Genomic DNA, 23,106 nt, shown 5'->3' with positions numbered 1-23,106 from the left:
GCGTGAAGAATGTGCCGGCGGGGAATGCGGCTGGCCTGACAATACTATTATTTACGACACCTAAAATTAAACAGCCAAAACAATGAGTACTGCAAAAAAGACGATGAGCTTTTCCGAAGTGATTAACGGGGATACCCCGGTACTGGTGGATTTTTACGCCGACTGGTGCGGTCCCTGCAAGATGATGGCCCCGATTCTTAAGAATCTGAAAAAAGAGATGGGCGACAAGCTCAATATTATAAAAGTGGACACCGAAAAAAATGCCGCTGCCGCTATCCGGTACCAGGTGCGGGGCGTGCCGACGCTGATCCTTTTCCACAGGGGACAAATACTCTGGCAGCAATCGGGGGTCGTGCAACTGCCCCAGCTTAAACGCATTCTCGATCAGAAACTGCGGGAAATATAAGCGGGGAGGAGCCCTATAATTATGGCCCACCATCCCCGGCATGAACGCGCGCGTTTCTCGTTTTTAAGCCCGGTATTTATTTTAAATTTTAACAGACCGTTACGTTGAATGCGTGTTTTTATCCCGTATTTTTACTCCTGCAGCTGGATGTCAGGCAGTCGAGACAGCCGCAGCTTAGTATCGATTTTGAATTTTAAAGGGAAAATTAATGCAAACCACTAATCCCACTATTATGTCTTATCACATCAGCAAAAAACTGGATATCCCATTTGAGGAAGCCATCGAAAGAACGACCGCCGCTTTGAAGGAGGAGGGCTTCGGCGTTCTAACGGAAATTGATATCAAGGCGACCCTGAAAAAGAAACTGGATGTAGATTTCAGGAAGTACCAGATTTTAGGCGCCTGCAACCCGCCGCTGGCCCACCAGGCCCTTACGTCAGAAGGTCATATCGGCCTGATGCTGCCTTGCAACGTGATTGTACAGGAGCATGAGAACGGCGAGGTGGAGGTATCTGCGGTTGATCCCATTGCCTCCATGCAGGCGGTCGAAAATGAAGAGCTGGGCGAGGTGGCCCAAAAGGTACAGGGACTCCTTACCAAGGTTATCGACTCCCTTTAAGGATATCAGAAGAAGAGGAGGTAGTTCCGGACTGTAATGAATCCGGTTGGCCCCTTCAAAAAATGGACAATGCCTTCTTATGTGGCTTTCCTGCACCCCCGGGAGCCCGGGACGGGCTGTGGGCGTTACAATAACAAATACAGGATTATATATGCGAGCCCTTATCGTAGAAGATGAACCACTGTTGATCGAGGATCTCGAGCAATGCTTGCTTGAGGAACATTTTTATGTGGATACGGCGGAAAGTCTGCAAGAGGCCAACGACCTTGTCGCAGGGGAGCCATATGATCTGGTGCTCCTGGATTTGGGGCTCCCCGACGGTAACGGCCTTGAATTACTGAAATCAGTGAATAAATACTACCGGGAGACGGCGGTGATCATCATTACGGCGCGGGGAGAAACCGAGGACAAGGTTAAAGGTCTGGAACTGGGCAGCGACGACTATCTGTCCAAGCCTTTTCCGATAGCAGAGCTGCGAGCCCGCATCCACGCGGTGTTACGCCGCAAGTTCAAAATAAGCGACAATCATATTTCCGGAGGCCCCCTGGAAGTCAACCTCGATCATATGGAGGTGCAGGTCAACGACCAACCACTTGATGTTACCGAAACAGAATATAAAATGCTGCGCTACCTCATCCTTAACAAGAACAAAACCATTACCCGGATATCGCTGGCCGAACATATCTGGGGAAACAGGATCGACGACCGGTTTTCGCTCGACTTCATCAGCTCTCACATGAAGAATATCCGGAAAAAACTTTCTGAAGCCGGCGCGCACAATATTATAGAAACCATTTATGGCGTCGGGTACAAGCTGACCGCGTATGAAGCTGAATAACAAAATACTGCTCAGCAATACCATACTGACACTGGTCGTGTTTCTGTTTACCAGCGTTGGCATCTATTACCTGGTCAATAAGACGGTGTACGACGAACTCGACAATCACCTGCTTCAGCATAAGATTGATATCATCAGCCAGGTCGGGCAGGACGCATCCAGTCTTGAACAGATAATCGAACTGGGCAGGCTCGGCTCCTACGAATGGATTGAAATAGTGGAATATGACGGTTCCGTAGCTCCCCATGAAAACCGGTTTGCGACCATTGATACGCTTCGTAACCCGGAGAAAGAGGTGGAATCCAAATCCTACCGGCAACTAACTACCACTGTCACCGTAAATGACCGGTATTATACATTGCGAATTTATGAGGAGGTAGCCTCTTGGGCCGACATCAGTACCACGATCCTCATAAGCGTGCTGGCCGGGTTACTGATATGGATTCTTCTGCTGTATGTATTCAACCAGTTTGTGCTGGACCGGATTTTAACCCCGTTTTATCATACAGTGGACACCCTTGAAAACATATCCGACCCCTCTGACTTTGATGAGTCCCTTCCGGGGACTTCCACCTACGAAGTAAACGTCCTTAACCGGGCCCTGAACTCGATGATGCAGCATATTCGCTCTTCCTTTGAAGATCAAAAGCATTTTATCCAAAATGTTTCACATGAGCTTTTGACCCCGCTTTCCATTATTAGGCAGAAGGCGGAGAATATTCTGTCGGAAGCGGAATCGCTGGACAAGGAGACCATCGAATCGGTCAGCGATATACAGCATACCGCCGTGCGGCTGAGCCGGTTAAGTGATGCCCTGCTGCTAATCAGCCGGGTAGAAAATAAACAGTATTCGCTCGATCAGCACATTGCAGTCAATGAAGTGGTTGAGGAGGTGACGGGGGAACTTAGGGATTTTATCGAGATGAAGGAGATTGCCATAGAAAAAAAGTTTGCGTGTCACATCGAAGTCCATGGAAACGGAGAGCTTATTCACGCGGCCGTATACAATATCATACAGAATGCCATAAAATTTTCTCCCGGCGGATCCACCATAACGCTTGCAACATGCTGTGAGGATGAGAATCCCCGTTTTTCGGTACGGGATCAGGGACCGGGCATCCCGCCGGAATTTATTAACTCCGTTTTCGATCGGTTTAAAAAGATCGGCAATCCCCCTGACAGGAAGGATGCCGGCAGTCCCGGTCTCGGGCTTTCTATTGTGCAGAGCATTTGTCACCTGCATAACTTTGACTGCAGGGCTGAAAACAGGCCGGGAAAAGGAGCGGAGGTAAGTATTCTTTTTTAGTTTTTTCCGGAAGTCCGACAGCCCCCGGCAAGGTCGGGACGCTCCCGGGAATTACGTATGAAATCCATATTCTCTACAGATTCTCTTTATACCTTTTAGCCAGTGAAACAATAACGCGGCAATGCGTTTAACGGCTAAAAGGTATTGAGATGATTTATTCCCTCATTTTTGCACTGATTTTTTCCTGGCAGGCAGGAAGTGCCGATACGACGGACCTTTCTTCCCTGGATGTTCAAAAAGCTCTCCGGATCGCCTATGATCAGAATCCCCGGATCAACCAGCTGCGCAACAAGATAGATGCACAGCGGCAGCAGCAGCTTTTGAGCATCGGGCTCCGGGATCCCGAACTCGCCTACCTCAGGGAGGGCGTTGGCGATAACGGCTTTTCCGAACAGCGCTGGTCGGTGTCACAGACGTTTGATTTTCCGCTCACCAGCTATTATCGCTACAAAAATGAGCAAGCACGAACCGGCGTACTTGAACGGCAGTTGGAGGCTCAAAAGTTGCAGCTTAAGGCTGATGTAAAATCGGCCTACACCGAATTGGCCTACGCTATCGAAATAAGCCATCTTGCCCGCGAGCAGGTGAATCTGTTCCAGCAATTACGCAATGCCGCCCAAACGAGGTCAGACCTCGGGGAGTCCTCCGAAATTGACGCCATGCAGGCCGACCTGCAGCTGTCTGAAGCCCGGAACAATCTCGAGACGGCCCGCAGGCAGATCATGAACGCCCGGTACGATCTGTTCGAGACGATCGGACTCGAACCGGAAGATCAGAGGTATGATATCAGCTTCCCCGATACCCTGCATTATATCGCGGTGGATATTGACCAGGAGGAGGTTCTGCGGCGGCTGGACCATCATCCGGAGTTGAAACAGATCAGCCGGCAGCAGCGGGCGGCATTGTTGCAGACCAAAATTGCCAGGGCCAGTTACCTGCCGGACCTGAGCATAAGCTATTACAAACAGGACTTCGGCAATAATTATGATTTTTACGGTTTCGAGGTGGGCGTAAGCATTCCTCTCTGGTTTGGCGCCAGCCAGAGCCGCAAAGTGAAACAGGCCCATGCGCTGCAGCGCGAAATAGACTGGAAATTTGCAGAACAGGAACTTTCGCTAAAAAAACGGGCGGAACAAACCTGGCACAGCTACCAGACGACCCGGGTCAATATCCAGCGCTTCAGGGAGTCCATTCAATCAAAATCCCTGGAACTGGTGCGCATGACTCAAAAAGGGTACCAGTATGGCGAGCTGGACCTGTTGAGACTCCTGGAGGCCCAGCGCACTTACCTGCGAACCCAGGAAGCATACTATCAAACACTCAGAAATTATTATTTGAAGGTTATTGCCCTGGAGCAATACCTGCAGGCCGATATCATTTTTAAATGACAAGTAATCAATGGACATGATCATGACTATTTTTTCAGGCAATACCATTCATAAATATCTGAAGCCGGGGACACTGCTTCTTTTCATATTCTTTGCGATAATAAGTTGCGGGGGAGATCCAACGGAAAATGAAGGGACACAGGATCCCGGTACGCCGCCCTCTCTTGCCCGGGCCCACTCACCGGCGACCGTACAGCTTACGGAGCAGCAGGCCGAAGACCTGTCCATTCAAACCCAAACCATTGAATCCCGGCAGATCTCTTTTACGATTGAAGCGCCGGGACAGGTGTTTGCCTCCCCGGAGCGGATTTCATTTTTAAGTGCTCCCATTAACGGGAGGGTGGCCCGTATTTATGCCCATGAAGGAGAGCACGTGCGCAAAGGGGACCCGCTTCTGGAACTGGAGAGCCTTGAATTCGCCAATCTTGTGGCTGACTATCTCGAAGCAAGAGCGGAAATTATATTCCAGCAACAGCAGGTAGACCGCCTCAAAGTCCTGACAGAGGAGAAAATAAGTCCCGAGCGTACGCTGCAACGGGCCCAGGCCGATTTGAACAGGGCCAAAGCCAAACAAAATGCCTCGCACGCCCGCCTGCATGCCGTCGGTATTTCCGAGGGGACTATTCAGCAGTGGGATCCCCAGACGTCTGAACCTGAGTCCCGTCTCACCCTCTACGCCCCGATAACAGGCGTGGTGAATGAGCATTTAATCGATCTGGGGCAATCGGTTAACGCCTACGAGGAGCTGCTCAACATTATTGACAGTAAAGAGGTACTGGTAAAAGGTTTTGTCTCCGCCTCCGATGCTCCTTTTCTGCAGCCCGGAAATCCTGTTCTCATCACAGAGCGATCGGGCGAAGGCCCCGCATCGGGATCCCGGCTTAAAGCGACCGTTACCTCCGTAAATCCGGCCCTGGACCAAGAAAACAGGTCCATCGTACTCAATTCCCTGGTGGAAACGAGGAACAACTGGCCTATTATCGGACAAAATGTCCGCATGACATACACCGCCCGGGCCGGCGAAGACGCCATCAGCATACCGATGTCCGCTATTCAGTTTGACGGATCCCGGGCTACCGTTTTTGTTCAGCTCTCGCCCCGGGAATATGAAAAACGACCCGTTGATATCAATCGTGCAACCGCTGATTCCGCCATTATTGAATCCGGACTGACAGCCGGCGATAAAATCGCGGTAACCCAGGTATTCAGCCTTAAAGCGCTGGAACGTTTTGAACAGTTTGCCGACTAACATTCAGGATATGTATCATGCTAACTCGATTAATTGATTTCAGTTTAAAACAGAAATTCGTTGCCCTTTCGCTGACGCTCCTCATGGCGGCCGCCGGCGTCTTTTCGCTGTTGAATATTCCCATCAACTCCCAGCCGGATGTCACCCCTGTTCAGGTTCTTGTGATTACAAAAGCCGGACAGTATTCACCGTATGATGTAGAGCGCCTGGTGAGCTATCCCATTGAAACGTCCATGAACGGGCTGCCCGACGTCAAGGAGGTGCGCTCGATCTCGCAGTTCGGCCTTTCGGCCGTAACCGTGGAGTTTGAAGAAGGAACAGATATCTATTTTGCCCGCCAACTGGTTAGCCAGCGCGTGCAAAGCATCGCCGGGGAGCTGCCCGAAGGGGTTTCCTCCCCGCAATTGGGACCTATTTCCACGGCGCTGGGAGAGATTGTGCAATATGTGGTCCGCGGCAGTGACCGCTACACCCTTACCGAGCTGCGTACGATCCAGGACTGGCTGATCGCCCCTCAGCTTAAGACCGTTAAGGGCGTCACCGAAATCAACTCGTTCGGCGGCTTTGTCAAGCAGTATGAGGTGGCGGTTGACCCGGATAAACTGAGAAATTACGGGATCGGGCTGAAAGACCTGACCGATGCTATTGAAAATAATAACAGCGTCTCGGGCGGGAACTATCTGGAGCACAACCGGGAACAGTATATCGTCCGCGGATTCGGTCAAATAAACAGTACCGGGGATATTGAGGATATTATCGTCGAGGAGCTGGAAGGGCGACCGGTCTACGTAAAAGATATTGCGGATGTTTCGGTCGGGCGGCAGCTGCGGCAGGGGGCGGTTACCCAGGATGGCAGGGGCGAAATTGTGACCGGTATTGCGATGATGCTTCGGGGCGGCAACGGCCGCGAAGTGATCCGTGACGTAGACGCCAAGATTGAGGAGGTTAATGAAAGTCTCCCGGAGGGCGTTTATATCGAAAAATTTTACGACCAGTCGGATCTCGTGGATCGGACGACGGATACCATTGTGACCAACCTGGTTGAGGGCGGATTTTTTGTGATTGCCGTGCTTCTGTTGCTGCTGGGAGAGATCTCCGGGGCTTTAATTGTGGCTTCCGTAATTCCTCTTTCCATGCTCTTTGCTTTTATCGGGATGGAGCAGGTGGGACTCGCAGCCAACCTGATGAGTTTGGGGGCGATCGATTTTGGAATGGTCGTGGACGGTTCGGTGGTGATGGTCGAAAACATCGTGGATAAACTGCATGAGGATCGCTCCAAAAAATCCCGCCTGCTCATCATCCGCGAGGCCGCCCACGAGGTAGCCCGTCCCATCTTCTTCGGGGTGCTTATTATCCTGATGGTCTATGTGCCGGTCATGACCTTTTCCGGGATGGAAGGCATCCTGTACCGGCCCATGGCTATAACGGTAGCCACCGCTGTCTTTGGCTCCCTGCTGCTGGCCCTGGTCTATGTGCCCGCCCTGTCCGCTATTGTGTTTCGCAAAGGGGTTAAGATCCGAAAGAATTATGTCATCAACTGGCTGCGTCCCCGTTACGAACGATTCCTGGAAGCAAGCCTGGAAAAAAAAGGGATTATTCTCTCAACGGCAGTGGCCATTTTTGGCATTTCTGTGGCTTTGATCCCTTTTCTGGGGACTGAATTTCTGCCCGAGCTGGATGAAGGTTCGATCCTGGTGGAACAGGTACGGATGCCTTCGGTGACTCTTGAGGAGTCGGTAGAAAATGCAGACTGGCTGGCGGCTAAGCTGACGCAAAATATTCCGGAAATAAAAACCGTCGTGCCCAAAACGGGACGATCCGACCTGGCCAATGACTGGATGGGCGTGCATCAAACCGATGTATGGGTGGTCCTCGAGCCAAGAGAGGAGTGGCGCGGGGGCCTGACCAAAGAGGATATCATTGACGATATCCGTCCCTATCTGGAAACCGAACCCGGCCTTTCCTATAACATCACCCAGCCCATCGCCATGCGTGTTGACGAACTGACCAGCGGCGTGAAGTCCGACATTGCCGTCAAGATATTCGGGGAGGATTTGGACACGCTCCAGGCGGTCGGACAGCGGGTGTCGGGGATCCTGAGGGATATCGAGGGCACCGATAACTTCTATCTCGAGCAAAGCAGCGGTCAACCCTATTACAACATCGAGATCGACCGCGAGGCCGTGGCTTCGTACGGATTGAATGTCAACCACATCCAGCATGTTATCGGGACCGGCATCGGCGGCAGTGAGGCGGGACAAATTTTTGAGGGGCAGCGACGGTTCGGCATCAACGTACGTCTGCCGGAAAACCTCAGGAACAGCTTCCAGGATATTCTGGAAGTGCCCCTGCAGCTGCCCGGCGGAGGATATATCCCCCTCAAGGAAGTGGCCGAAATCTACGCAGAAGAAGGGCCCCGTGAAATCGCACGGGAGAACGGGTGGCGGCGCGTCATTTTAGGCATTAACATCCGTGATATCGATACGGGCTCGTATGTGATGAATCTTCAGAATACCATTGCGGAAAGCGTGGATATACCGGCCGGCTATTTTATTCAATACGGCGGAACGTTCGAAAACCAGCAGCGGGCCATGAATCATCTCTATGTTGTCGTACCGATCTCGCTTCTGATTATTATCGGCCTGCTCTACCTGATGTTCGGTAAAATACGGTTCACCCTGCTCATATTCCTGAATCTTCCGATGGCGTTATCCGGCGGTATATTTATCCTCTGGATGCGCGGGCTGTACCTGTCGGTATCGGCCAGCATCGGCTTTGTAGCCCTCTTCGGGGTTGCTGTTCTCAACGGAATTGTACTGGTTGCCCATCTCAACGACTTGCGAAAGGAGGGCACCAATCTTAAAACGGCCGTTATCCAGGGAGCCAGCGACCGGCTGCGTCCCGTGCTGATGACAGCCCTCGTGGCCAGCCTCGGTTTTATCCCGATGGCGTTTAACACGGGACCCGGTTCCGAGGTACAGCGTCCCCTGGCATCGGTCGTCGTGGGGGGGCTCGTAACCGCGACCCTGCTGACCCTGCTGGTACTGCCTACCATCTATCACTGGATGGAAAAAGGCAAAAAACTGGAACCCAGGGAAGAAGCATTCTAATATTAACATTACCACCATCATTTAACTTTTAATTTTAAAAAGAGGTTATTATGGAAGCTGACTACCTGCATTTAATCGTAAATCACGTTCCCATTTTCAGTGTTCTCTTTGGAATTCTTATCCTGGGGTGGGGACTTTTCAGGAAAAATAAGTCCATACTGCAAATTGCAATGGTCCTCTTTTTGGTCGGAGCGGCAAGCAGTTATGCAGCTATGGAAACGGGGGAAGCCGCTGAAGATATTGTCGAAGAACTTTCTGTGGCCTCCCACGAGGTCATTCACAATCATGAAGAGGCAGCGGAAATTGCCTTCTGGTTTACCATTACAACCGGCCTGTTGAGCATCGTTGGCCTTTTTGTGATTTCATACGATCTGCGGTGGCGGAATACGCTCTTCGGGGTGCTGGCCTTTTCTGCGCTGATTTCACTGGGAACGTTGCTTTATACCGCTTACCAGGGCGGCAAGATTTTTCATTCGGGAGCAAGCACGAGCAGTACGGAACAGCTAACGACCGTGCCGGCACTTACACTTACCTGTCTTTATGAGGATTTGGAGTAATATCCGGCACCTTCACGTTCTGTTCTTTTATCTCAACAGATACTATCTTCTTGTTCCTTCTTTATATATTTCTCACCGGGCAAGCTGAGAAATGGTACCGTGATCTCGTATCCGATTTCACGGAGGTGGTCTGGTTCCGTCAGTTTTTGAAAAATTGTTTTTTCATATCGGGTTAAAACTACCAGCTGGGGACTGTGGGATTTCATATAATCGAAGAACCCTTCATCAAAAGACGGATTTAAGACCCGTTCAAAAGATAGTACGTCATCTTCTAAACGCTCTTTTGCCACCTCCTTGAATCCTCTGAATTTAATGAGTTCCTGAAGGGAATCATCGGTAAACAGATGAAGTACATGCAGGCTGGCATTAAAAAAACGGGCCCAATCCGACAGCTCCCTTAATGCGGACAGGTCTCCTTCATTGTAATCGGTCATAAACACGATATCCTTAAAACCCGAATAGGTGCTGTTTTCAGGAATCGCAAGTACCGGAACCTCGGACCTGGAAATGACTTCCGTAGTCGTACTGCCTAAAAACTTTCGTCCCCCGGAACGACCTTTGCTTCCCATCACAACAAGGTCTGCCTTCACCTCTTTCGATTGTCTGAGAATAGATAAATCGGCATCACCAATTTCTGTTACGATATTGGTTTTTATTTTCCCAAATCGGTTTTCGTTCATTAGCTTTTCCAGAAGTTGTTCCGATGCGACAGAATAAAGGCCTTTCATCGAGTGCATCAGATGGAGGCGCGCCTTGAGACGGATAGCCAGTTCGAGGGCAAAGGATACGGCCGTTTCTGAACAATCGGAAAAATCAGTCGGTACCAGGATGTTTGTGATATTCATTTTTATTTTATCTGGAATTTTTGATGCTGGTTTTTCTGTTAATGATATGTGAAGATGAACAGTTCTGTATTATGATAGATTATGGTAGGAGCTTTTATAAACCGTTTTTTCACCGGGTTGTATTTTCGAGCATTCATCAGCATACAATTGCATTATGCACTATCAATATATAGACTGCGGTTTTGATTCTTCCGGACTTGACATGGACCCAAAATGCTGGTTTTTCCAGTCCCACTGCTAATAATACGGGAAAATAGCTATAATATATCATGATACGGATTATAAGCTACGGATCATGGACGGCTGAAGCTGTACACCAGTTTGCGGTTTCGAACGTAGGGAAAATGTCCACATGAAAGGGGCCCTTAGCCGTACAAAACCGTGGATCAATCTCCATTATCATGACAACTGCGGGTTTGCCGCAACCATGCCGAGCTTCAAAAGTGTTACGGCACGATAAGTTGGTTCGAACCCGGTGGTGGGTAGCCGCTGCAGCTGGTAACGATAAGAGGTCTTTGAAACCGTTGTTTTGCAAAGGCCTCGACAAGGATTTTTAAACCTTCTAACCCCCAGAAGAATCATTAACACTTCTCTGATATGGATATACAAAACCAGATAAACAAAATAACCCAAAAGCTAAACACCTCGAAGGGATCCCTTGACTACATAAATATGCACAAGCTTGCCGAGGATTACCCGCGGCTAAGAAAACTGCCCTTTTCAATTCGTATCCTGCTGGAAAATGCGCTCCGGAATTATGACGGTTTTTTGGTCAATGATGATCACATCAGCCATCTGATGAACTGGGATCCCGAGGGCAGCGACCATTCTGTCCCGTATAAACCGACGCGGGTTTTGATGCAGGATTTTACGGGGGTTCCCGCGGTCGTGGATATTGCGGCAATCCGTTCAGAAGCGATCAGAAAAGGAAAAGACGGAAAAAAAATCAATCCCAGGGTACCCGTGGATTTAATTATCGACCACTCCGTACAGGTGGATTTCTTCGGGACCGACTATGCTTATAAGAAAAATGTTGAGTATGAATACAAGCGAAATGCCGAGCGTTATGAACTTTTGAAGTGGGCTCAGAACGCCTTCGAAGATTTTACGGTTGTACCGCCGGGCATGGGTATTTGTCACCAGGTAAACCTGGAATACCTTGCCAGGGGAGTGGATGCGCGCGACGGCTGGGCATTTCCGGACACCCTGGTGGGCACCGATTCCCACACGCCCATGGTAAACGGTATTGGCGTTGTAGGCTGGGGCGTGGGCGGTATTGAAGCGGAAGCCGCTTTGCTGGGGCAGCCTATTTATTTCAGCAGTCCGAAGGTGATTGGGCTGGAACTTACCGGTAAACTTCCGGAAGGGATTACCTCAACCGATATGGTGCTCGAGGTTACCAACCGGTTGCGCTCTCACGGGGTGGTGGGCGATTTTGTGGAGGTTTTTGGCGACGGACTTGATCATCTTTCCGTGCCCGACCGGGCGACGATCTCCAATATGTCGCCCGAGTTCGGATGTACGGTAACGTATTTCCCCATCGATGATCAGACCCTCCGTTACATGGAAAGAACCAATCGGGATGAAACACAACTCGAACTGGTCGAGCGCTACTGCAAGGAAAATCTGCTGTGGCGCACCGACAGTGAGGAAATTGAATATAGCGATGTAGTCACGGTAAATTTATCCGCGTTAGAGCCGTCGGTATCCGGACCAAAGTTACCGCAGGAAAAGATTCTGGTAAAAAATTTAAAAACCGAGTTTGGCACGCTGTTAAAAGACGTGCACGGCCGGGATTACCTGCCACGCGACAAACGCGAAGTCTGGTATGGCGAAGGCGGTTCGGGAACAGAATTTCACCAGGAAGACGCGGTTGACGGGGGACAGCAGAGGCATGAGAGCGATGTAAAAGTTGAAGTAGATAAAGATAAGCTGCGATCGGTACACATCAAGCTTGAAAATGAAGAATATATTCTCAGCGACGGTTCTATTGTGGTGGCGGCCATTACCTCCTGTACCAACACTTCCAATCCTTCCGTGATGCTGGGCGCGGGACTGGTGGCACGCAAGGCCATTCAGAAAGGAATTGACGTGAAGCCCTGGGTAAAAACTTCACTGGCCCCCGGCTCCAAAGTGGTAACGAACTATCTGCGGCGAGCCGGTCTGCTGCAATACCTGGAAGCTCTGCGGTTTCATGTGGTCGGCTACGGCTGCACCACCTGTATCGGCAATTCCGGTCCGCTGCCCCTCCATATCGAAGAGGCCGTCGATGAAAGCGAGCTGGTCGTGTCTTCGGTATTGAGCGGGAACCGGAACTTTGAAGCGCGTATTCATCCTAAAATTCAGATGAATTTCCTGGCCTCTCCCATGCTGGTGGTAGCCTATGCTATTGCCGGCCGGGTGGATATCAACCTTATTGATGAGCCGCTGGCCACCGATGCCAATGGTGAGGAGGTATACTTAAAAGATATCTGGCCGACCCAGGGCGAAATCCGGGAAGCTATTGAAAGCGCCACAGCCAAAGAAGATTACGAGCACGAATATTCGGTGATTTTCGACGGCGAAGAGCAGTGGAAAAACTTGGATGCACCCAAAGGGTTGGATTACGAATGGAAAGAGGATTCAACCTATATCAAGGAAATTCCGTTCTTCAAAGGCATCAGCGAAAATCCCGAGCCCCTGCAGGATATCACGGGTGCCCGTGTGCTGATGAAGCTGGGGGATTCGGTCACCACCGATCATATCTCCCCCGCCGGTGCATTCGCCGAAGACAGTCCGGCCGGGAAATACCTGAAGTCAAAGGGAGTTGAGAAGCGAATGTTCAACTCCTATGGTTCTCGCCGCGGGAACCATGAAGTCATGATGCGCGGTACGTTTGCCAACGTGCGCATAAATAATGAAATTGCCGGCCAACAAGGCGGATATACCCGTTATTTTCCCGGCGACAAAGAAATGCCGGTGTATGATGCCGCCATGAAGTACAAAGAATCCGATACACCCCTGGTGGTACTGGCGGGCAGCGGCTACGGTGCGGGATCCTCACGCGACTGGGCGGCGAAGGGAACCAATCTGCTGGGCGTAAAAGCCGTAATTGCCGCCTCCTACGAGCGTATTCATCGATCGAATCTGGTCGGCCTGGGAGTGCTGCCGCTGGAATTTAAGGACGGAGAAGATGCCGATAGCCTGGGATTAACGGGCGAAGAAATCTTCAGCATCAAAGGGATAGAAGAAGGACTGGCGCCCGGGAAGGAGCTGGACGTATCCGCTGAACATCCCGAAGGGGAAAAGACAACATTCAAGGTTGTCAGCCGGTTGGATTCCCAGATTGAAATAGAGTACGTAAAGCACGGCGGCATCCTGCAATATGTGCTGCGCCAGTTTTTGGAAGAGTAAAAAACCTCCCCAACTAACCTTGCCGGCATAGCGCCATAAAATCCAGCCTGTTAAGGATAGAGGTGATTTGGGATTCGCTAAATCGTGACTTTTTCATGATTAAAAGTAGTGAATTTTATCTACTTTCAAACGGTCAACTTTCGGGTAAGCTTACAGTGTAATCTCAATTTTATAGTCTGTCTACCTCAAAAAACCTCAAATTTTAGATTGAAGCTACACTCCAAAACACTACATTGCAGAAAGCGCGCCGCACAGATAAAACAAATTTTACTTATTGCCGTTAAAGCTATATCATAACTAATAACTACTTATAGTTAATAAGAAGGTAGTAATGGCTAAAAAGAACAAACATACCAACCATTCTAAAGATGTAGGAGTTGACAGAAAGGCTGCCAAAGCATGCCGTTCTAAGAAATCCTTTAAAGAAGTAGCTAAAATCACATTTCGAAAGCATGAAAAGTCTTTCGAAAAGCTGGCAGAATAATTGCCTGGATGGAAGAAGTACGTTTTTTAACCTTGTCTGAAGTCTTAGAACTCCACCAATTACAAGTTTCCGAAAAAGGCGGCGCGGCTAAAATCCTTTCTAAAGACAAGCTGGAAGCTGCTATCCAGCAACCCCAACAAACCTTTGGCGGTCAATAACTATATTCAGACCTGTTTGCAATGGCGGCTGATTATCTAACCGCGATTGTGCGGACCCACCCCTTTATGGATGGAAATAAAAGAACCGGAACACATACAGCTATCACTTTTCTATACTTAAACGGATACGATATTGCCGAGTTTTACGAAACAGAGCTGGCAGACTTAGTCCTGGATTATCTATCAGGAGAGAAAACGGATGAAGATATAGCAGACTTTCTGGCGGCAAGGGCAACCGAAATAAAAGAATAAAACTAACCTTGCCGGCATACCGCCATAAAATCCAGCATGTTGGAGAGGCAAAATGAGAGGGGACATTCTATTCTTGTGCCCAAATTTAAATACATCTAATCCTAAAAAGCTCATATCCTTCAAAACAAAAAAGCCCTGTAACTCTATAACGCTAAGAGCTACAAGGCTTTAGGAGTACCCGAGGCCGGACTCGAACCGGCACTGGTATTTAGATACCAATTGGATTTTAAGTCCAAGTACAATACTCTTCCAAACTATTCCATACTATTCCGAAATGATTGTAAATTATTGTATTTCATAGTCTTATAGAATATTATATATTACAAGTGTTTCCAGATTAATCCGGATGGTTTGGAGAAAATCCTTGTACCAGTCTTGTACCAGAGTAGATAAAAATTATTTGTTATGCCTAAAAAACATTTAAACGATCAGTTCATTAGAAACTTAACTCCTCAAGGAAAACGTATTGAGTATTTTGACCAACATTTGATAGACCCTGAAACTAGTACGTTAAAGCGGGTCGGAGTAAAGGGGTTATTAATAAGATTAACTAAAGCGGGAAATATATATTTTTATTATAGCTATTGGTTTGATAATAAATCTAAACGATTTAAGATAGGTAATTATCCTAATTTAAGTTTGTCCGAAGCAAGAGATAAGGCTAGGAAACTAGCTTATAAAGTTAACAATAATATTGATCCACAGGTAGAAAAGATTGCTAATAAGAAAAAGTCAAAACCGAAAATTTTTGATTATTTAGTAAAGCATTTCAAAAATCAACACTTGCCAACTTTGAGAGAGTCTACTCAGAAAACTTATAGGAATAGGATAGAAACTGAAATATTACCAGCATTTAAGGGAATGACTATCGAAAATATGACGCGAGGGGTAATAATAGAATTGCTGGAAGATATTGCAGTTGATCGTAATCAGCCAACCCATTCTAATAGAATAAGGGCAATTCTTAGTAGTATGTTTTCTTTTGCGGTCCAACGAGAAATAGCAGAATACAATCCGGTGAAAACTATTAAGCCATTGGGAAATGAAAACCAAAGAGACAGAGTACTAAATGAGGAGGAACTCCGGAGACTTTGGGAACATCTATTGAAACTTCATGAGCCTCTAAGTTCAGTGTTTAGAATTTTACTGTTGTTGGGACAACGGAAGGGAGAGACCTGTAGAATGAAATGGGAGAATATCAAGGACAATGTCTGGACTATACCAAAAGAACAGACAAAGGCTGATAGGAAACATTCAGTTCCATTAACACCTTTAGCCGTTGATATTATAAGTGACTTAAAAAATGAAAGCCCTTATGTCTTTGAATCTAACAGAAATAAGGGGCAACCGATAAAGTGGCTCCATAATAGTTTTAAGGGGGCAACTAAACAGGCAAAAATAACTGATATAAGAATTCATGATTTGAGACGTACTGCTGCAACTTATATGGCTGAAAGTGGTACTGATCGTACAATATTAGGTAAGGTGTTAAACCATAAAGGTTTAGCTGGAGATTCCCAAGTGACGGCACGTTATGATCGTTATGCCTATATGGACGAAAAAAGACAAGCTTTAAATCGATGGAGCTATAGATTGAAAGAAATAATATCAAATGATAATAGCTAACATTCAATTCCTATAAAAATGAATCGAAATAAATCTCTAATGGAATTACATAAAGCTAATAGTAATTACCAGGAAAAAGTGCAAGAACTATCAGGTAAGTATTTGGTTCATTACATGAAAGCAGATTCAAAAATAAATTTTATATCTAACCTTATTCTCATTAAGGATGACTTGAAAAGGAGAGTCCGAAAATCTTATGATTTTTTAGAAGAAAAATTTGAACAAAATATAGAAAGATTAGAAAATAGAAGGGATTCTGAAATTTCCCATTATCATGAGGTTATTGATAAAAATAAATCCAAGTTACTTGGAAATACTAGAAAACTTATAGTTAAGAATGAGGAAGAGTTAGGAGAAAAGGAAATCAGTAAATATGTTTTAAAAATAAAAGATAGTGAAGAGAAAATTGAAAAATTAAGAAGGAAGTATCTCAGGTTATTCAGTCATCTTGGGCTGTATAAGGATCGATCACAAAAAGGCATACCCCATTCGGATTACAGGATAAAAAAAATATTAAGTTTTTTTGATAAATCAGGGTATTTGGAAACCATTCAAAAAGCTCAAATGCAGGAGCTTTTGAATCAATTTGTGGTTTTAGCTGAACGCCAATTTCGATTAAATATCCTTAATGATATTATTGAAAAAGTAGAAGCCAATGGTTTTCCTGAAGAAGTAGATACTACAACTATCAATATCTCAGTTGAATTAGATGAAAATGAGCTAAATTTTAATCTTCCGCCAGCTAATAAACTTGATGATTGGATTAATGAGAAAGCGAAGAGAACTTCCGGTAAGAAATCTGCAACATATAAAGCTAATACAAGGATACATTATCTCAATGCTTTCCTAAAAACTCCAACTCATTCTCCTTCTGCAATCCATACAGAATTAATTAACTCCTCTAATATTCCATCAGATGTAAAAAATGATTTACCTACATCGACTAGCATTTTATATCATTGGGAAAATTCATTAATAGAACGAATTGACAAGGGTGGCTATGAAGATTACGCACAGTATTTGAAGCGTTCCTAATAAATTCAATGAATAATCAATTAATTTACAATATTTCGTTGATAGGTAGATTTTCCGAACTCTTCTAAGTTGTTGGTAGTAATTCCAATCAAACCTAAACCTTTACTACCAATGGATAATCTTATTCGTCCCAAAGTATTATCAAACAAGTTAGGAATCGGCCTCAGTACACTATATGAGCTCATGAAAGAACCAGATTTTCCCCGGAAGGTCCGGATCAGTAAACAAGCTGTGGGTTTCCGCGAGAGTGAAATCATGGAGTGGATCGAGAGCAATACCGAGGATCGAGACGATCCCCAATCTCCCAATATATAACTCTCTTAAAATCTGAGGAAGATAATGGATTTTACAGAGGATACGTATGTCTGGGTCCCGGTGGAGATGTGTCGTTTCGGGTTAGAAGATGCTTTTCATAACCCGTTACGTCTCTATTTGGTGCTTGCCATAAGCGCGAGTGGGCTAACTGTTTTCAATAGAAAAATTAAAAGCTCCGTCGCTTCTAAACTCACTTGCTCAAGTCGAACCGTTGAGCGATATATGAAAGAACTATTGGATCGAGACTGGATTGGGAAAAATCCCAAGACGGGTACTCATTTTGTCAGAAGCTTTGAGCAAATACGTCGACAAGAAGACTTTTACAATACCACAGCAGCAAAGCTTTTTCTCCAGGAGTTGCAATCGACCAAAAGACTACGAGGATTTTGTGTAGCGGCTATTATTGGAAATCGAATTTTAAAAAAACAAAGGGAGGTAGAGCGTTTGAACAAAAACACTGATGTTCACTCCAGAACGCTCGACCTCCCACCCAATTCCATGCCCGTAGCGGCAAATTATCTTAAACCGATCGTTGATCTTTCCAAGGCAACATGCCATCGGTTAAAGCAATATGCAAAAAAGTATGACTACATAAAAATCACAAAGAATGTGAAAAAGAAGCGTGCTGATGATGCAACTATTAAACATGCCCAGCAATATGATTTATCCCTTCCAGGATTTTACCGGAAAACAAAAACCAGTCATATATATGAGCACGTACAAGCTGACATCATAACCTCAAATATAGAATTCAGATATCGATGCAATATAGAGCGACAGAAATGAAACCACTATATACACTGATGTTAGTGGTTTCAACTTTGTCGTGGGTTTAAATAGATCTCCATTGAACAAGCAGTTGTTGTTGCGAACTACCGCAATTGGGGGATCACACTTGCAGGTATTTGTCATTGCAGGAAGAGGAAAGAAAAATCTTGACATTCTCTAAAATCTGCTTCTATAAAAAAGTAACGTTATAAAAAATAATATATCTAATGATAGATAATACACTTGAATAATGATAGCCAGCTATGTGTTATGTCTGACATAGTGATTCGCTTTCGCTCACTACTATGCAACATAACACTACTGGACTATTCGCAGATCGGCCAAGGCCGACTGCTCAAAGTGTTTTTTTTGGCCCGCCCCAGGCGGGTATATCTCTAACTAAAAGCAGGAATATTGGAGGCCAATAGAATGGGTGTAACCGGAAGAATTACAGTACGGGTAGATGAGGACGAAGAAGAATGGATTATCAAAAAAGCCGGAGAGGTTGGGGTTTCAAAAAGCAGATATATGCGCCAAGTCACTTTGGGGGAACGTCCTCCAGCCAAGGTACCATTTGCCACTAACCAACGGTCGTTAGAGCTGGATGATAATGTTACTCATGGAGAGGTAAAAGAACTTATACATAAAGGTTTGCCAGCGGTGGGTAGGAATGTGGATCAAATAGTAAAAAAAGTAAACTCAAAAGATGAGTTTGCCGAAAAAGAACGAGAAGAATTAATAACTGAAATCAAAGCTTGTCGGAAAAGTTTAGACCGGCTGGCAATTAAATTCATGGAGGCAATATTATGACAGGTGCAGAGGTAAGTTTAGGGAGTCATTTTAGCGGAGCTCTTTGGTATGGTTTAGAGAAAGATCGGAGTCGAGTAGAATGGATGGAGTTTCGGAATTTAGGCACAAGTAGTGTTAAGGGTTCTGCCATGGAAATGGAGAGTGTGGCGAGGGAGTCCCGGTGCGAAAAGCCAGTCTATCATACGTCTTTGAATTGGGCACCGGAGGACGACCCAACCGAGGCTGAAATGCGGGAGGTAGCGGAGCGATATTTGAAGCATATGGGGCTGGAAGATAACCAGGTTTTATTGGTTGCTCATAACGATACCGAACATGCCCATGTTCACATTATGGCAAACCGTGTTTTTCCCCCAGGCCACCCGAGGGAATTTAGGGCATGGGACTTAAATACCTATAAGGGAAAAGGCAGAGATCGCACGTTTGACAAGATGCACAACCAGCGGGTACAAGAATTCCTCGAAGGGATTGAAAAGGAGTACGACTGGCGGGAAGTCAGGGGTAAGTATCGATCCAACGGTAAAGCAAAAAACAAAAACGGTCGGAGCCTTAAAGATCACGAATACCACCGGGAACAACGCAATAAAGAAATGGCCGCCAGGTTGGGAATCGACCCGGAGAAGATTGATGGGCGGGCGGTATTGGAACGGGCGAGGGAGATTAAGGACGAATTATTTCAAGCAACATCCTTTCGGGCGTTTGACCAGGCATTGGCAAAGCAGGGCCTTTGGCTGGATATGGCCCGGAATAAAAAGGGTATGATTATTTGTGGTGGAACCCGAGATACGATTAAAGCCAGTTCTATATCCAGCCAGCTGTCTGGACCGCAATTGGAAAAGAGGTTTGGCAGGTCCCTGAAAGGCTATGTCTATGATCGGGAAAAGCAGCTGAAGAAGTTAGACGGCATGGCATTAGCCGTGAACTGGCGAAGCGGGATGATTGAGGACCAGTTGCAAACCCTCAAAATGATCTCACACCAAAAACACAAAACCGCTGAACAGCAGGTACAAGAATTAAAGGATTTAGACCAGGCTTTCAGCCGGGAGATCAAGAGCGAGTACGGGCAGTTCGATATGAGGTGGGACGAGGCCTTTGAGAACGGGAAATCGGCCCGCAGAGCCTTTAACAAAAAGATGACAGGCAAGGATATGGAGGCATGGGTTCAGGAGGGGCAGCACGACCTCATGGAGAATCCGGGCCAATTTGGGGAGGTGAAAGATACCCACGCCATTACCCAAATGAGCCGGGACCTTCGGGCCATGGAGCGCCTCTCCCATGAGTTCCAGCAATACTTTTCCGAGGGGCTCAGCAAAAAGGACCGGCAAGCCCTTATTGAACAGACCTCTCTCAAAGCGAAACAGCTGGTCCCCTCCATCCAGCGCGTCAAATCTGAAATTAAGCAGCACCTGCGGGAGCAGATGGACGACCCCGACGTGCAGCGGGCGGGCGAACGGGGCTATAACGAAGCCTTAACCTTGTGGCGGGCCGTGAGTCGCATCCAACAGGCCTACCAAAATGTTGACCTATCGGATAAGCAGATAACCTCCATGGAACGCAACCCGGCCCTGGACGGGAAAATGGCCGAGGCGATTACGGTGCTAGACGGGAAGCTGGAGGAGTATTACGCCGATCCGACGAAAGCCCGCCTGGCCCTGTGGGATATCATGTGGGCCGACAAAGCGGAAGAAATTGGAGCAATCGTTTATAATCCCGAAAAGTATGGGGTTCCGGACGGGGATGTCACTCGTGTGGAGATAAGTAAGGCATTAGTAGCTCCGAAGCAGGTACGCCAGGAGTTTAAAGGATTCCTCAATGAGATGAGCCCGGAGGAAGTGGAAGGGTATTTCCGGAAACTTCCGGAGGCTATGAAGGAGCGGCCTGCCGAGCAGTTCCAGGCCCTTAGCCCCCACGCCGTAACCGGTCTCGATCTTATGAAGACAAGTAGCCGGTGGCTGTCCCGCGCGAGCGGCACCGAAGCCGGCAGGGCCTTGTTCTCGATGTCGGCCCGGGCGGTTAAGGTGTCGGCCAGTATTGCCAAGATGCTGAAGAATCCCGTAGCGGGAAGTCTCAGCCTGGCCAAAGGCGTCATGAAGGAGGCGATCCAGCAGGCCAGCGGACGGGAGCACGAAAAGAACCAAGAGCTCGAGCGGTAAAAACCTTGGGTTACCGTCCCACGATGCACTACAATCACTACACGAAATACAAATATTAAAAACAATACCTATATGAATACACGTATTGCTATTACCAATCAAAAAGGTGGGGTGGCCAAAACCACCACGGCCGTAAACCTTGCGGACGGACTGCAGCGGCTGGGGAGATCCGTGCTGTTGGTCGATTCAGATCCCCAGGCCAATGCGACCTCTCATCTGGGCATTGATCGCAAGCGCCTGCGGAAGACCATGGATAACCTCTATTATGAGGCCGATCTAGATATCTCCGAGGTGCTTATCTCCCGCAACGGATTTACCGGGCTGGACGTGCTTCCTGCCGGGGAGCCCCTGGCGTATGCGGAGCAAAAGCTCAGCGGCGTGCCGGTCAAGGAAAAACTGCTTTCCGAGCGACTGGCCGAAATCGAGGGGAATTATGACTATATCATCATCGACTGCCCGCCAAATTTGGGATTTCTGACGATGAATGCCCTGGTGGCAGCCACGGATATGCTTGTGGTTATTAAACCGGAGTATTTTGCCCTGGAGGGACTCATGCGCATATCCCAAAAAGCCGAGATGATTAAGCAGCGGATCAATCCGGATCTCAACCTGTCCGGGTATCTACTAGCCAACTACGACGGGCGCAAAAACCAGCATAAGGCCATCCGAAAAGCGGTCAAAGAAAAGTTTCCGGGGAAGCTGTTCCAGACGATCATCCGGACCAACGCCCGGCTGAGCAATGCCACCTCCCAGGGACAAACGATCTTTGAGTATGACCCTAAATCCCATGGGGCCACCGATTATAGGAACCTTTCAACCGAAGTGGAGGAGCGCTATGGCCGACGATGAATTTAATATTGATGAGCTGATATCCGGCCCGGAGGAATCCGGCCGGGATGTACCACAATCCAATACACGCAATACAAGTAATACAGATCATACATCCACTACAGAAACTACCGATTCCCCCCTGCATCCCTTTTCGGTCCGGCTAGGCCAGCAGCATGTGGATGTTATTAAAGCGCTGGCCTGGTGGAAGCGAATCAGTCAGCGAGAGTTTATTGAACAAGCGGTAGATCAATATTTAGATGATATCAACTCTGAAGAATTAAAAGATATCATCACGCAATACCACGAGAATAATTAACATATAAATCTAAAAACTAATATAAATACCTATGTCACAATTAAAAAAAACGTATGAGAAATACCGAGATGAATTTGAAAAGCTAGAAAAACACTGTTCAGCATTTACAAGTGCTGCTAATCCTTTTGAATATGAACAATGGGCTAAAACTGGGGGTGCTTATGATCGATATGGTAATGATATGATGAGTAGTGAAGTACCTGATTCTATAAAAGAAGACCATCGCTTATATTGGGAGCAGCGGGATAAGATTGATGCTATTCTAAGAAAAGACGAAAAATTTCAAAAACTGGTAGCAAGTAAGAATTATGAAACCGGTGGTACTGGACTGGAAGCGTTCTTTTGGATCAGTTTATATGTTATTAAGCACAAAGTGGGAGTGTAAGCTGAACTCTGTCTGGTTTGTTTTATTCATCAGTGTTCCGGGTTAAATCAAGTGGAAGCCGATCTCCAAATTTAATCGCCAGCTGCTGCACAGTCAAGGCCCAGTTTTGTAGCGGTGATGTCCACTTCTTTTTTATGTTTCTGGTTGCTAAATAGACCAGCTTGAGTAAGGCCATATCGCTGGTAAAGGCTCCTTTGGTCTTGGTCACCTTGCGAATCTGCCGGTGATAGCCTTCCACCGCATTGGTCGTGTAAATGAGCTTCCG

The 23,106-nt window shown here is 47.1% G+C and carries 23 protein-coding genes; 21 read left to right on the top strand and 2 right to left on the bottom strand.

The window, feature by feature from the left end; all coding sequences use genetic code 11:
- The first annotated feature begins 82 nt into the window (after positions 1 to 82).
- The 8 genes from trxA (at position 83) to BUB16_RS04520 (ending at position 9,473) form a co-directional block, all read left to right on the top strand.
- The gene (gene trxA, locus BUB16_RS04555; protein WP_073059981.1) at positions 83 to 406 is read left to right on the top strand and encodes a thioredoxin; all 324 of its coding nucleotides are present in this window, start codon (positions 83 to 85) and stop codon (positions 404 to 406) included.
- 232 nt (positions 407 to 638) lie between these two features.
- Positions 639 to 1,025, top strand: a complete 387-nt coding sequence (locus BUB16_RS04550) for a DUF302 domain-containing protein (RefSeq protein WP_073059980.1) — start codon at positions 639 to 641, stop codon at positions 1,023 to 1,025.
- A 151-nt stretch (positions 1,026 to 1,176) separates the two neighbouring features.
- Positions 1,177 to 1,863, top strand: a complete 687-nt coding sequence (locus BUB16_RS04545; protein ID WP_073060498.1) for a response regulator transcription factor — start codon at positions 1,177 to 1,179, stop codon at positions 1,861 to 1,863.
- Positions 1,850 to 3,169 (top strand): sensor histidine kinase, encoded by a 1,320-nt coding sequence (locus BUB16_RS04540; protein ID WP_073059979.1) that lies wholly within the window; start codon positions 1,850 to 1,852, stop codon positions 3,167 to 3,169. Before BUB16_RS04545 ends, BUB16_RS04540 begins: the two co-directional genes overlap by 14 nt.
- A gap of 149 nt (positions 3,170 to 3,318) precedes the next feature.
- Positions 3,319 to 4,557, top strand: coding sequence for a TolC family protein (locus BUB16_RS04535; RefSeq protein WP_073059977.1), 1,239 nt, complete (start codon positions 3,319 to 3,321; stop codon positions 4,555 to 4,557).
- Between the two features lie 22 nt (positions 4,558 to 4,579).
- Positions 4,580 to 5,806, top strand: a complete 1,227-nt coding sequence (locus BUB16_RS04530) for an efflux RND transporter periplasmic adaptor subunit (RefSeq protein WP_170864281.1) — start codon at positions 4,580 to 4,582, stop codon at positions 5,804 to 5,806.
- Positions 5,807 to 5,823: 17 nt separating this feature from the next.
- Positions 5,824 to 8,916 carry an efflux RND transporter permease subunit gene (locus tag BUB16_RS04525; RefSeq protein ID WP_073059973.1) on the top strand — a complete coding sequence of 1,031 codons (3,093 nt, stop codon included), beginning with the start codon at positions 5,824 to 5,826 and terminating at the stop codon, positions 8,914 to 8,916.
- Positions 8,917 to 8,966: 50 nt separating this feature from the next.
- Complete coding sequence (locus BUB16_RS04520) at positions 8,967 to 9,473, top strand: hypothetical protein (protein ID WP_073059970.1); 507 nt, start codon at positions 8,967 to 8,969, stop codon at positions 9,471 to 9,473.
- A gap of 32 nt (positions 9,474 to 9,505) precedes the next feature.
- Here the strand turns inward: BUB16_RS04520 and BUB16_RS04515 are convergent, their stop codons facing one another.
- Positions 9,506 to 10,318 (bottom strand): universal stress protein, encoded by an 813-nt coding sequence (locus BUB16_RS04515; protein ID WP_073059968.1) that lies wholly within the window; start codon positions 10,316 to 10,318, stop codon positions 9,506 to 9,508.
- 597 nt (positions 10,319 to 10,915) lie between these two features.
- Here BUB16_RS04515 and acnA point away from each other — a divergent pair.
- The 13 genes from acnA to BUB16_RS04460 all read left to right on the top strand — a co-directional run bounded on the left by acnA (position 10,916) and on the right by BUB16_RS04460 (position 22,841).
- Positions 10,916 to 13,711, top strand: coding sequence for an aconitate hydratase AcnA (gene acnA / locus BUB16_RS04510; protein WP_084088032.1), 2,796 nt, complete (start codon positions 10,916 to 10,918; stop codon positions 13,709 to 13,711).
- Positions 13,712 to 14,042: 331 nt separating this feature from the next.
- Positions 14,043 to 14,195 (top strand): hypothetical protein, encoded by a 153-nt coding sequence (locus BUB16_RS21380; protein ID WP_170864280.1) that lies wholly within the window; start codon positions 14,043 to 14,045, stop codon positions 14,193 to 14,195.
- 8 nt (positions 14,196 to 14,203) lie between these two features.
- A complete protein-coding gene (locus BUB16_RS21375; protein ID WP_170864279.1) occupies positions 14,204 to 14,353 on the top strand; it encodes a hypothetical protein in 150 nt (49 codons plus the stop codon).
- A 12-nt stretch (positions 14,354 to 14,365) separates the two neighbouring features.
- Entirely contained in the window at positions 14,366 to 14,605 is a 240-nt protein-coding gene (locus BUB16_RS21045) for a type II toxin-antitoxin system death-on-curing family toxin (RefSeq protein WP_280173643.1), read from the top strand.
- 405 nt (positions 14,606 to 15,010) lie between these two features.
- Positions 15,011 to 16,231 carry a tyrosine-type recombinase/integrase gene (locus tag BUB16_RS04500; protein WP_073059967.1) on the top strand — a complete coding sequence of 407 codons (1,221 nt, stop codon included), beginning with the start codon at positions 15,011 to 15,013 and terminating at the stop codon, positions 16,229 to 16,231.
- Between the two features lie 39 nt (positions 16,232 to 16,270).
- The gene (locus BUB16_RS04495; RefSeq protein WP_139240189.1) at positions 16,271 to 17,266 is read left to right on the top strand and encodes a hypothetical protein; all 996 of its coding nucleotides are present in this window, start codon (positions 16,271 to 16,273) and stop codon (positions 17,264 to 17,266) included.
- Between the two features lie 111 nt (positions 17,267 to 17,377).
- The gene (locus BUB16_RS04490) at positions 17,378 to 17,581 is read left to right on the top strand and encodes a helix-turn-helix transcriptional regulator (protein ID WP_084088030.1); all 204 of its coding nucleotides are present in this window, start codon (positions 17,378 to 17,380) and stop codon (positions 17,579 to 17,581) included.
- A gap of 24 nt (positions 17,582 to 17,605) precedes the next feature.
- Positions 17,606 to 18,367: a hypothetical protein gene (locus tag BUB16_RS04485; RefSeq protein WP_073059965.1), complete on the top strand. Its 762-nt coding sequence runs from the start codon at positions 17,606 to 17,608 to the stop codon at positions 18,365 to 18,367.
- Between the two features lie 411 nt (positions 18,368 to 18,778).
- On the top strand, positions 18,779 to 19,159 hold the full coding sequence (locus BUB16_RS04480; RefSeq protein ID WP_073059964.1) for a plasmid mobilization protein: 381 nt from the start codon (positions 18,779 to 18,781) through the stop codon (positions 19,157 to 19,159).
- Positions 19,156 to 21,309 carry a relaxase/mobilization nuclease domain-containing protein gene (locus BUB16_RS04475; protein ID WP_073059963.1) on the top strand — a complete coding sequence of 718 codons (2,154 nt, stop codon included), beginning with the start codon at positions 19,156 to 19,158 and terminating at the stop codon, positions 21,307 to 21,309. The genes BUB16_RS04480 and BUB16_RS04475 overlap by 4 nt, the downstream gene beginning before the upstream one ends.
- A gap of 72 nt (positions 21,310 to 21,381) precedes the next feature.
- Complete coding sequence (locus BUB16_RS04470) at positions 21,382 to 22,158, top strand: ParA family protein (protein WP_073059962.1); 777 nt, start codon at positions 21,382 to 21,384, stop codon at positions 22,156 to 22,158.
- Positions 22,145 to 22,456 carry a ribbon-helix-helix protein, CopG family gene (locus tag BUB16_RS04465; protein WP_073059961.1) on the top strand — a complete coding sequence of 104 codons (312 nt, stop codon included), beginning with the start codon at positions 22,145 to 22,147 and terminating at the stop codon, positions 22,454 to 22,456. The genes BUB16_RS04470 and BUB16_RS04465 overlap by 14 nt, the downstream gene beginning before the upstream one ends.
- A gap of 31 nt (positions 22,457 to 22,487) precedes the next feature.
- Positions 22,488 to 22,841 carry a hypothetical protein gene (locus BUB16_RS04460; RefSeq protein ID WP_073059960.1) on the top strand — a complete coding sequence of 118 codons (354 nt, stop codon included), beginning with the start codon at positions 22,488 to 22,490 and terminating at the stop codon, positions 22,839 to 22,841.
- A gap of 22 nt (positions 22,842 to 22,863) precedes the next feature.
- On the opposite strand, the gene BUB16_RS04455 is transcribed toward BUB16_RS04460, so the two are convergent.
- The coding region (locus BUB16_RS04455; RefSeq protein WP_139240188.1) for a transposase at positions 22,864 to 23,106 on the bottom strand (243 nt) is incomplete at its 5' end.

It is taken from the genome of Fodinibius roseus, assembly GCF_900129315.1.
Taxonomy (GTDB): domain Bacteria; phylum Bacteroidota; class Rhodothermia; order Balneolales; family Balneolaceae; genus Fodinibius; species Fodinibius roseus.
The sequence above is the reverse complement of the archived record's forward strand: the minus strand, read 5'-3'. Positions and strand labels throughout refer to the sequence as shown.

What these genes read in the sequence shown, in the direction of transcription:
- BUB16_RS04500 (WP_073059967.1), top strand. Translation starts at nt 15,011, where the DNA reads ATGCCTAAAAAACATTTAAACGATCAGTTCATTAGAAACTTAACTCCT.
- BUB16_RS21375 (WP_170864279.1), top strand. Translation starts at nt 14,204, where the DNA reads ATGGAAGAAGTACGTTTTTTAACCTTGTCTGAAGTCTTAGAACTCCAC.
- BUB16_RS04465 (WP_073059961.1), top strand. Translation starts at nt 22,145, where the DNA reads ATGGCCGACGATGAATTTAATATTGATGAGCTGATATCCGGCCCGGAG.
- BUB16_RS04550 (WP_073059980.1), top strand. Translation starts at nt 639, where the DNA reads ATGTCTTATCACATCAGCAAAAAACTGGATATCCCATTTGAGGAAGCC.
- BUB16_RS04545 (WP_073060498.1), top strand. Translation starts at nt 1,177, where the DNA reads ATGCGAGCCCTTATCGTAGAAGATGAACCACTGTTGATCGAGGATCTC.
- BUB16_RS04525 (WP_073059973.1), top strand. Translation starts at nt 5,824, where the DNA reads ATGCTAACTCGATTAATTGATTTCAGTTTAAAACAGAAATTCGTTGCC.
- trxA (WP_073059981.1), top strand. Translation starts at nt 83, where the DNA reads ATGAGTACTGCAAAAAAGACGATGAGCTTTTCCGAAGTGATTAACGGG.
- BUB16_RS04530 (WP_170864281.1), top strand. Translation starts at nt 4,580, where the DNA reads ATGACTATTTTTTCAGGCAATACCATTCATAAATATCTGAAGCCGGGG.
- BUB16_RS04495 (WP_139240189.1), top strand. Translation starts at nt 16,271, where the DNA reads ATGGAATTACATAAAGCTAATAGTAATTACCAGGAAAAAGTGCAAGAA.
- BUB16_RS04490 (WP_084088030.1), top strand. Translation starts at nt 17,378, where the DNA reads ATGGATAATCTTATTCGTCCCAAAGTATTATCAAACAAGTTAGGAATC.
- BUB16_RS21380 (WP_170864280.1), top strand. Translation starts at nt 14,043, where the DNA reads ATGGCTAAAAAGAACAAACATACCAACCATTCTAAAGATGTAGGAGTT.
- BUB16_RS04470 (WP_073059962.1), top strand. Translation starts at nt 21,382, where the DNA reads ATGAATACACGTATTGCTATTACCAATCAAAAAGGTGGGGTGGCCAAA.
- BUB16_RS04460 (WP_073059960.1), top strand. Translation starts at nt 22,488, where the DNA reads ATGTCACAATTAAAAAAAACGTATGAGAAATACCGAGATGAATTTGAA.
- acnA (WP_084088032.1), top strand. Translation starts at nt 10,916, where the DNA reads ATGGATATACAAAACCAGATAAACAAAATAACCCAAAAGCTAAACACC.
- BUB16_RS04480 (WP_073059964.1), top strand. Translation starts at nt 18,779, where the DNA reads ATGGGTGTAACCGGAAGAATTACAGTACGGGTAGATGAGGACGAAGAA.
- BUB16_RS04540 (WP_073059979.1), top strand. Translation starts at nt 1,850, where the DNA reads ATGAAGCTGAATAACAAAATACTGCTCAGCAATACCATACTGACACTG.
- BUB16_RS04515 (WP_073059968.1), bottom strand. Translation starts at nt 10,318, where the DNA reads ATGAATATCACAAACATCCTGGTACCGACTGATTTTTCCGATTGTTCA.
- BUB16_RS04535 (WP_073059977.1), top strand. Translation starts at nt 3,319, where the DNA reads ATGATTTATTCCCTCATTTTTGCACTGATTTTTTCCTGGCAGGCAGGA.
- BUB16_RS04485 (WP_073059965.1), top strand. Translation starts at nt 17,606, where the DNA reads ATGGATTTTACAGAGGATACGTATGTCTGGGTCCCGGTGGAGATGTGT.
- BUB16_RS04475 (WP_073059963.1), top strand. Translation starts at nt 19,156, where the DNA reads ATGACAGGTGCAGAGGTAAGTTTAGGGAGTCATTTTAGCGGAGCTCTT.
- BUB16_RS04520 (WP_073059970.1), top strand. Translation starts at nt 8,967, where the DNA reads ATGGAAGCTGACTACCTGCATTTAATCGTAAATCACGTTCCCATTTTC.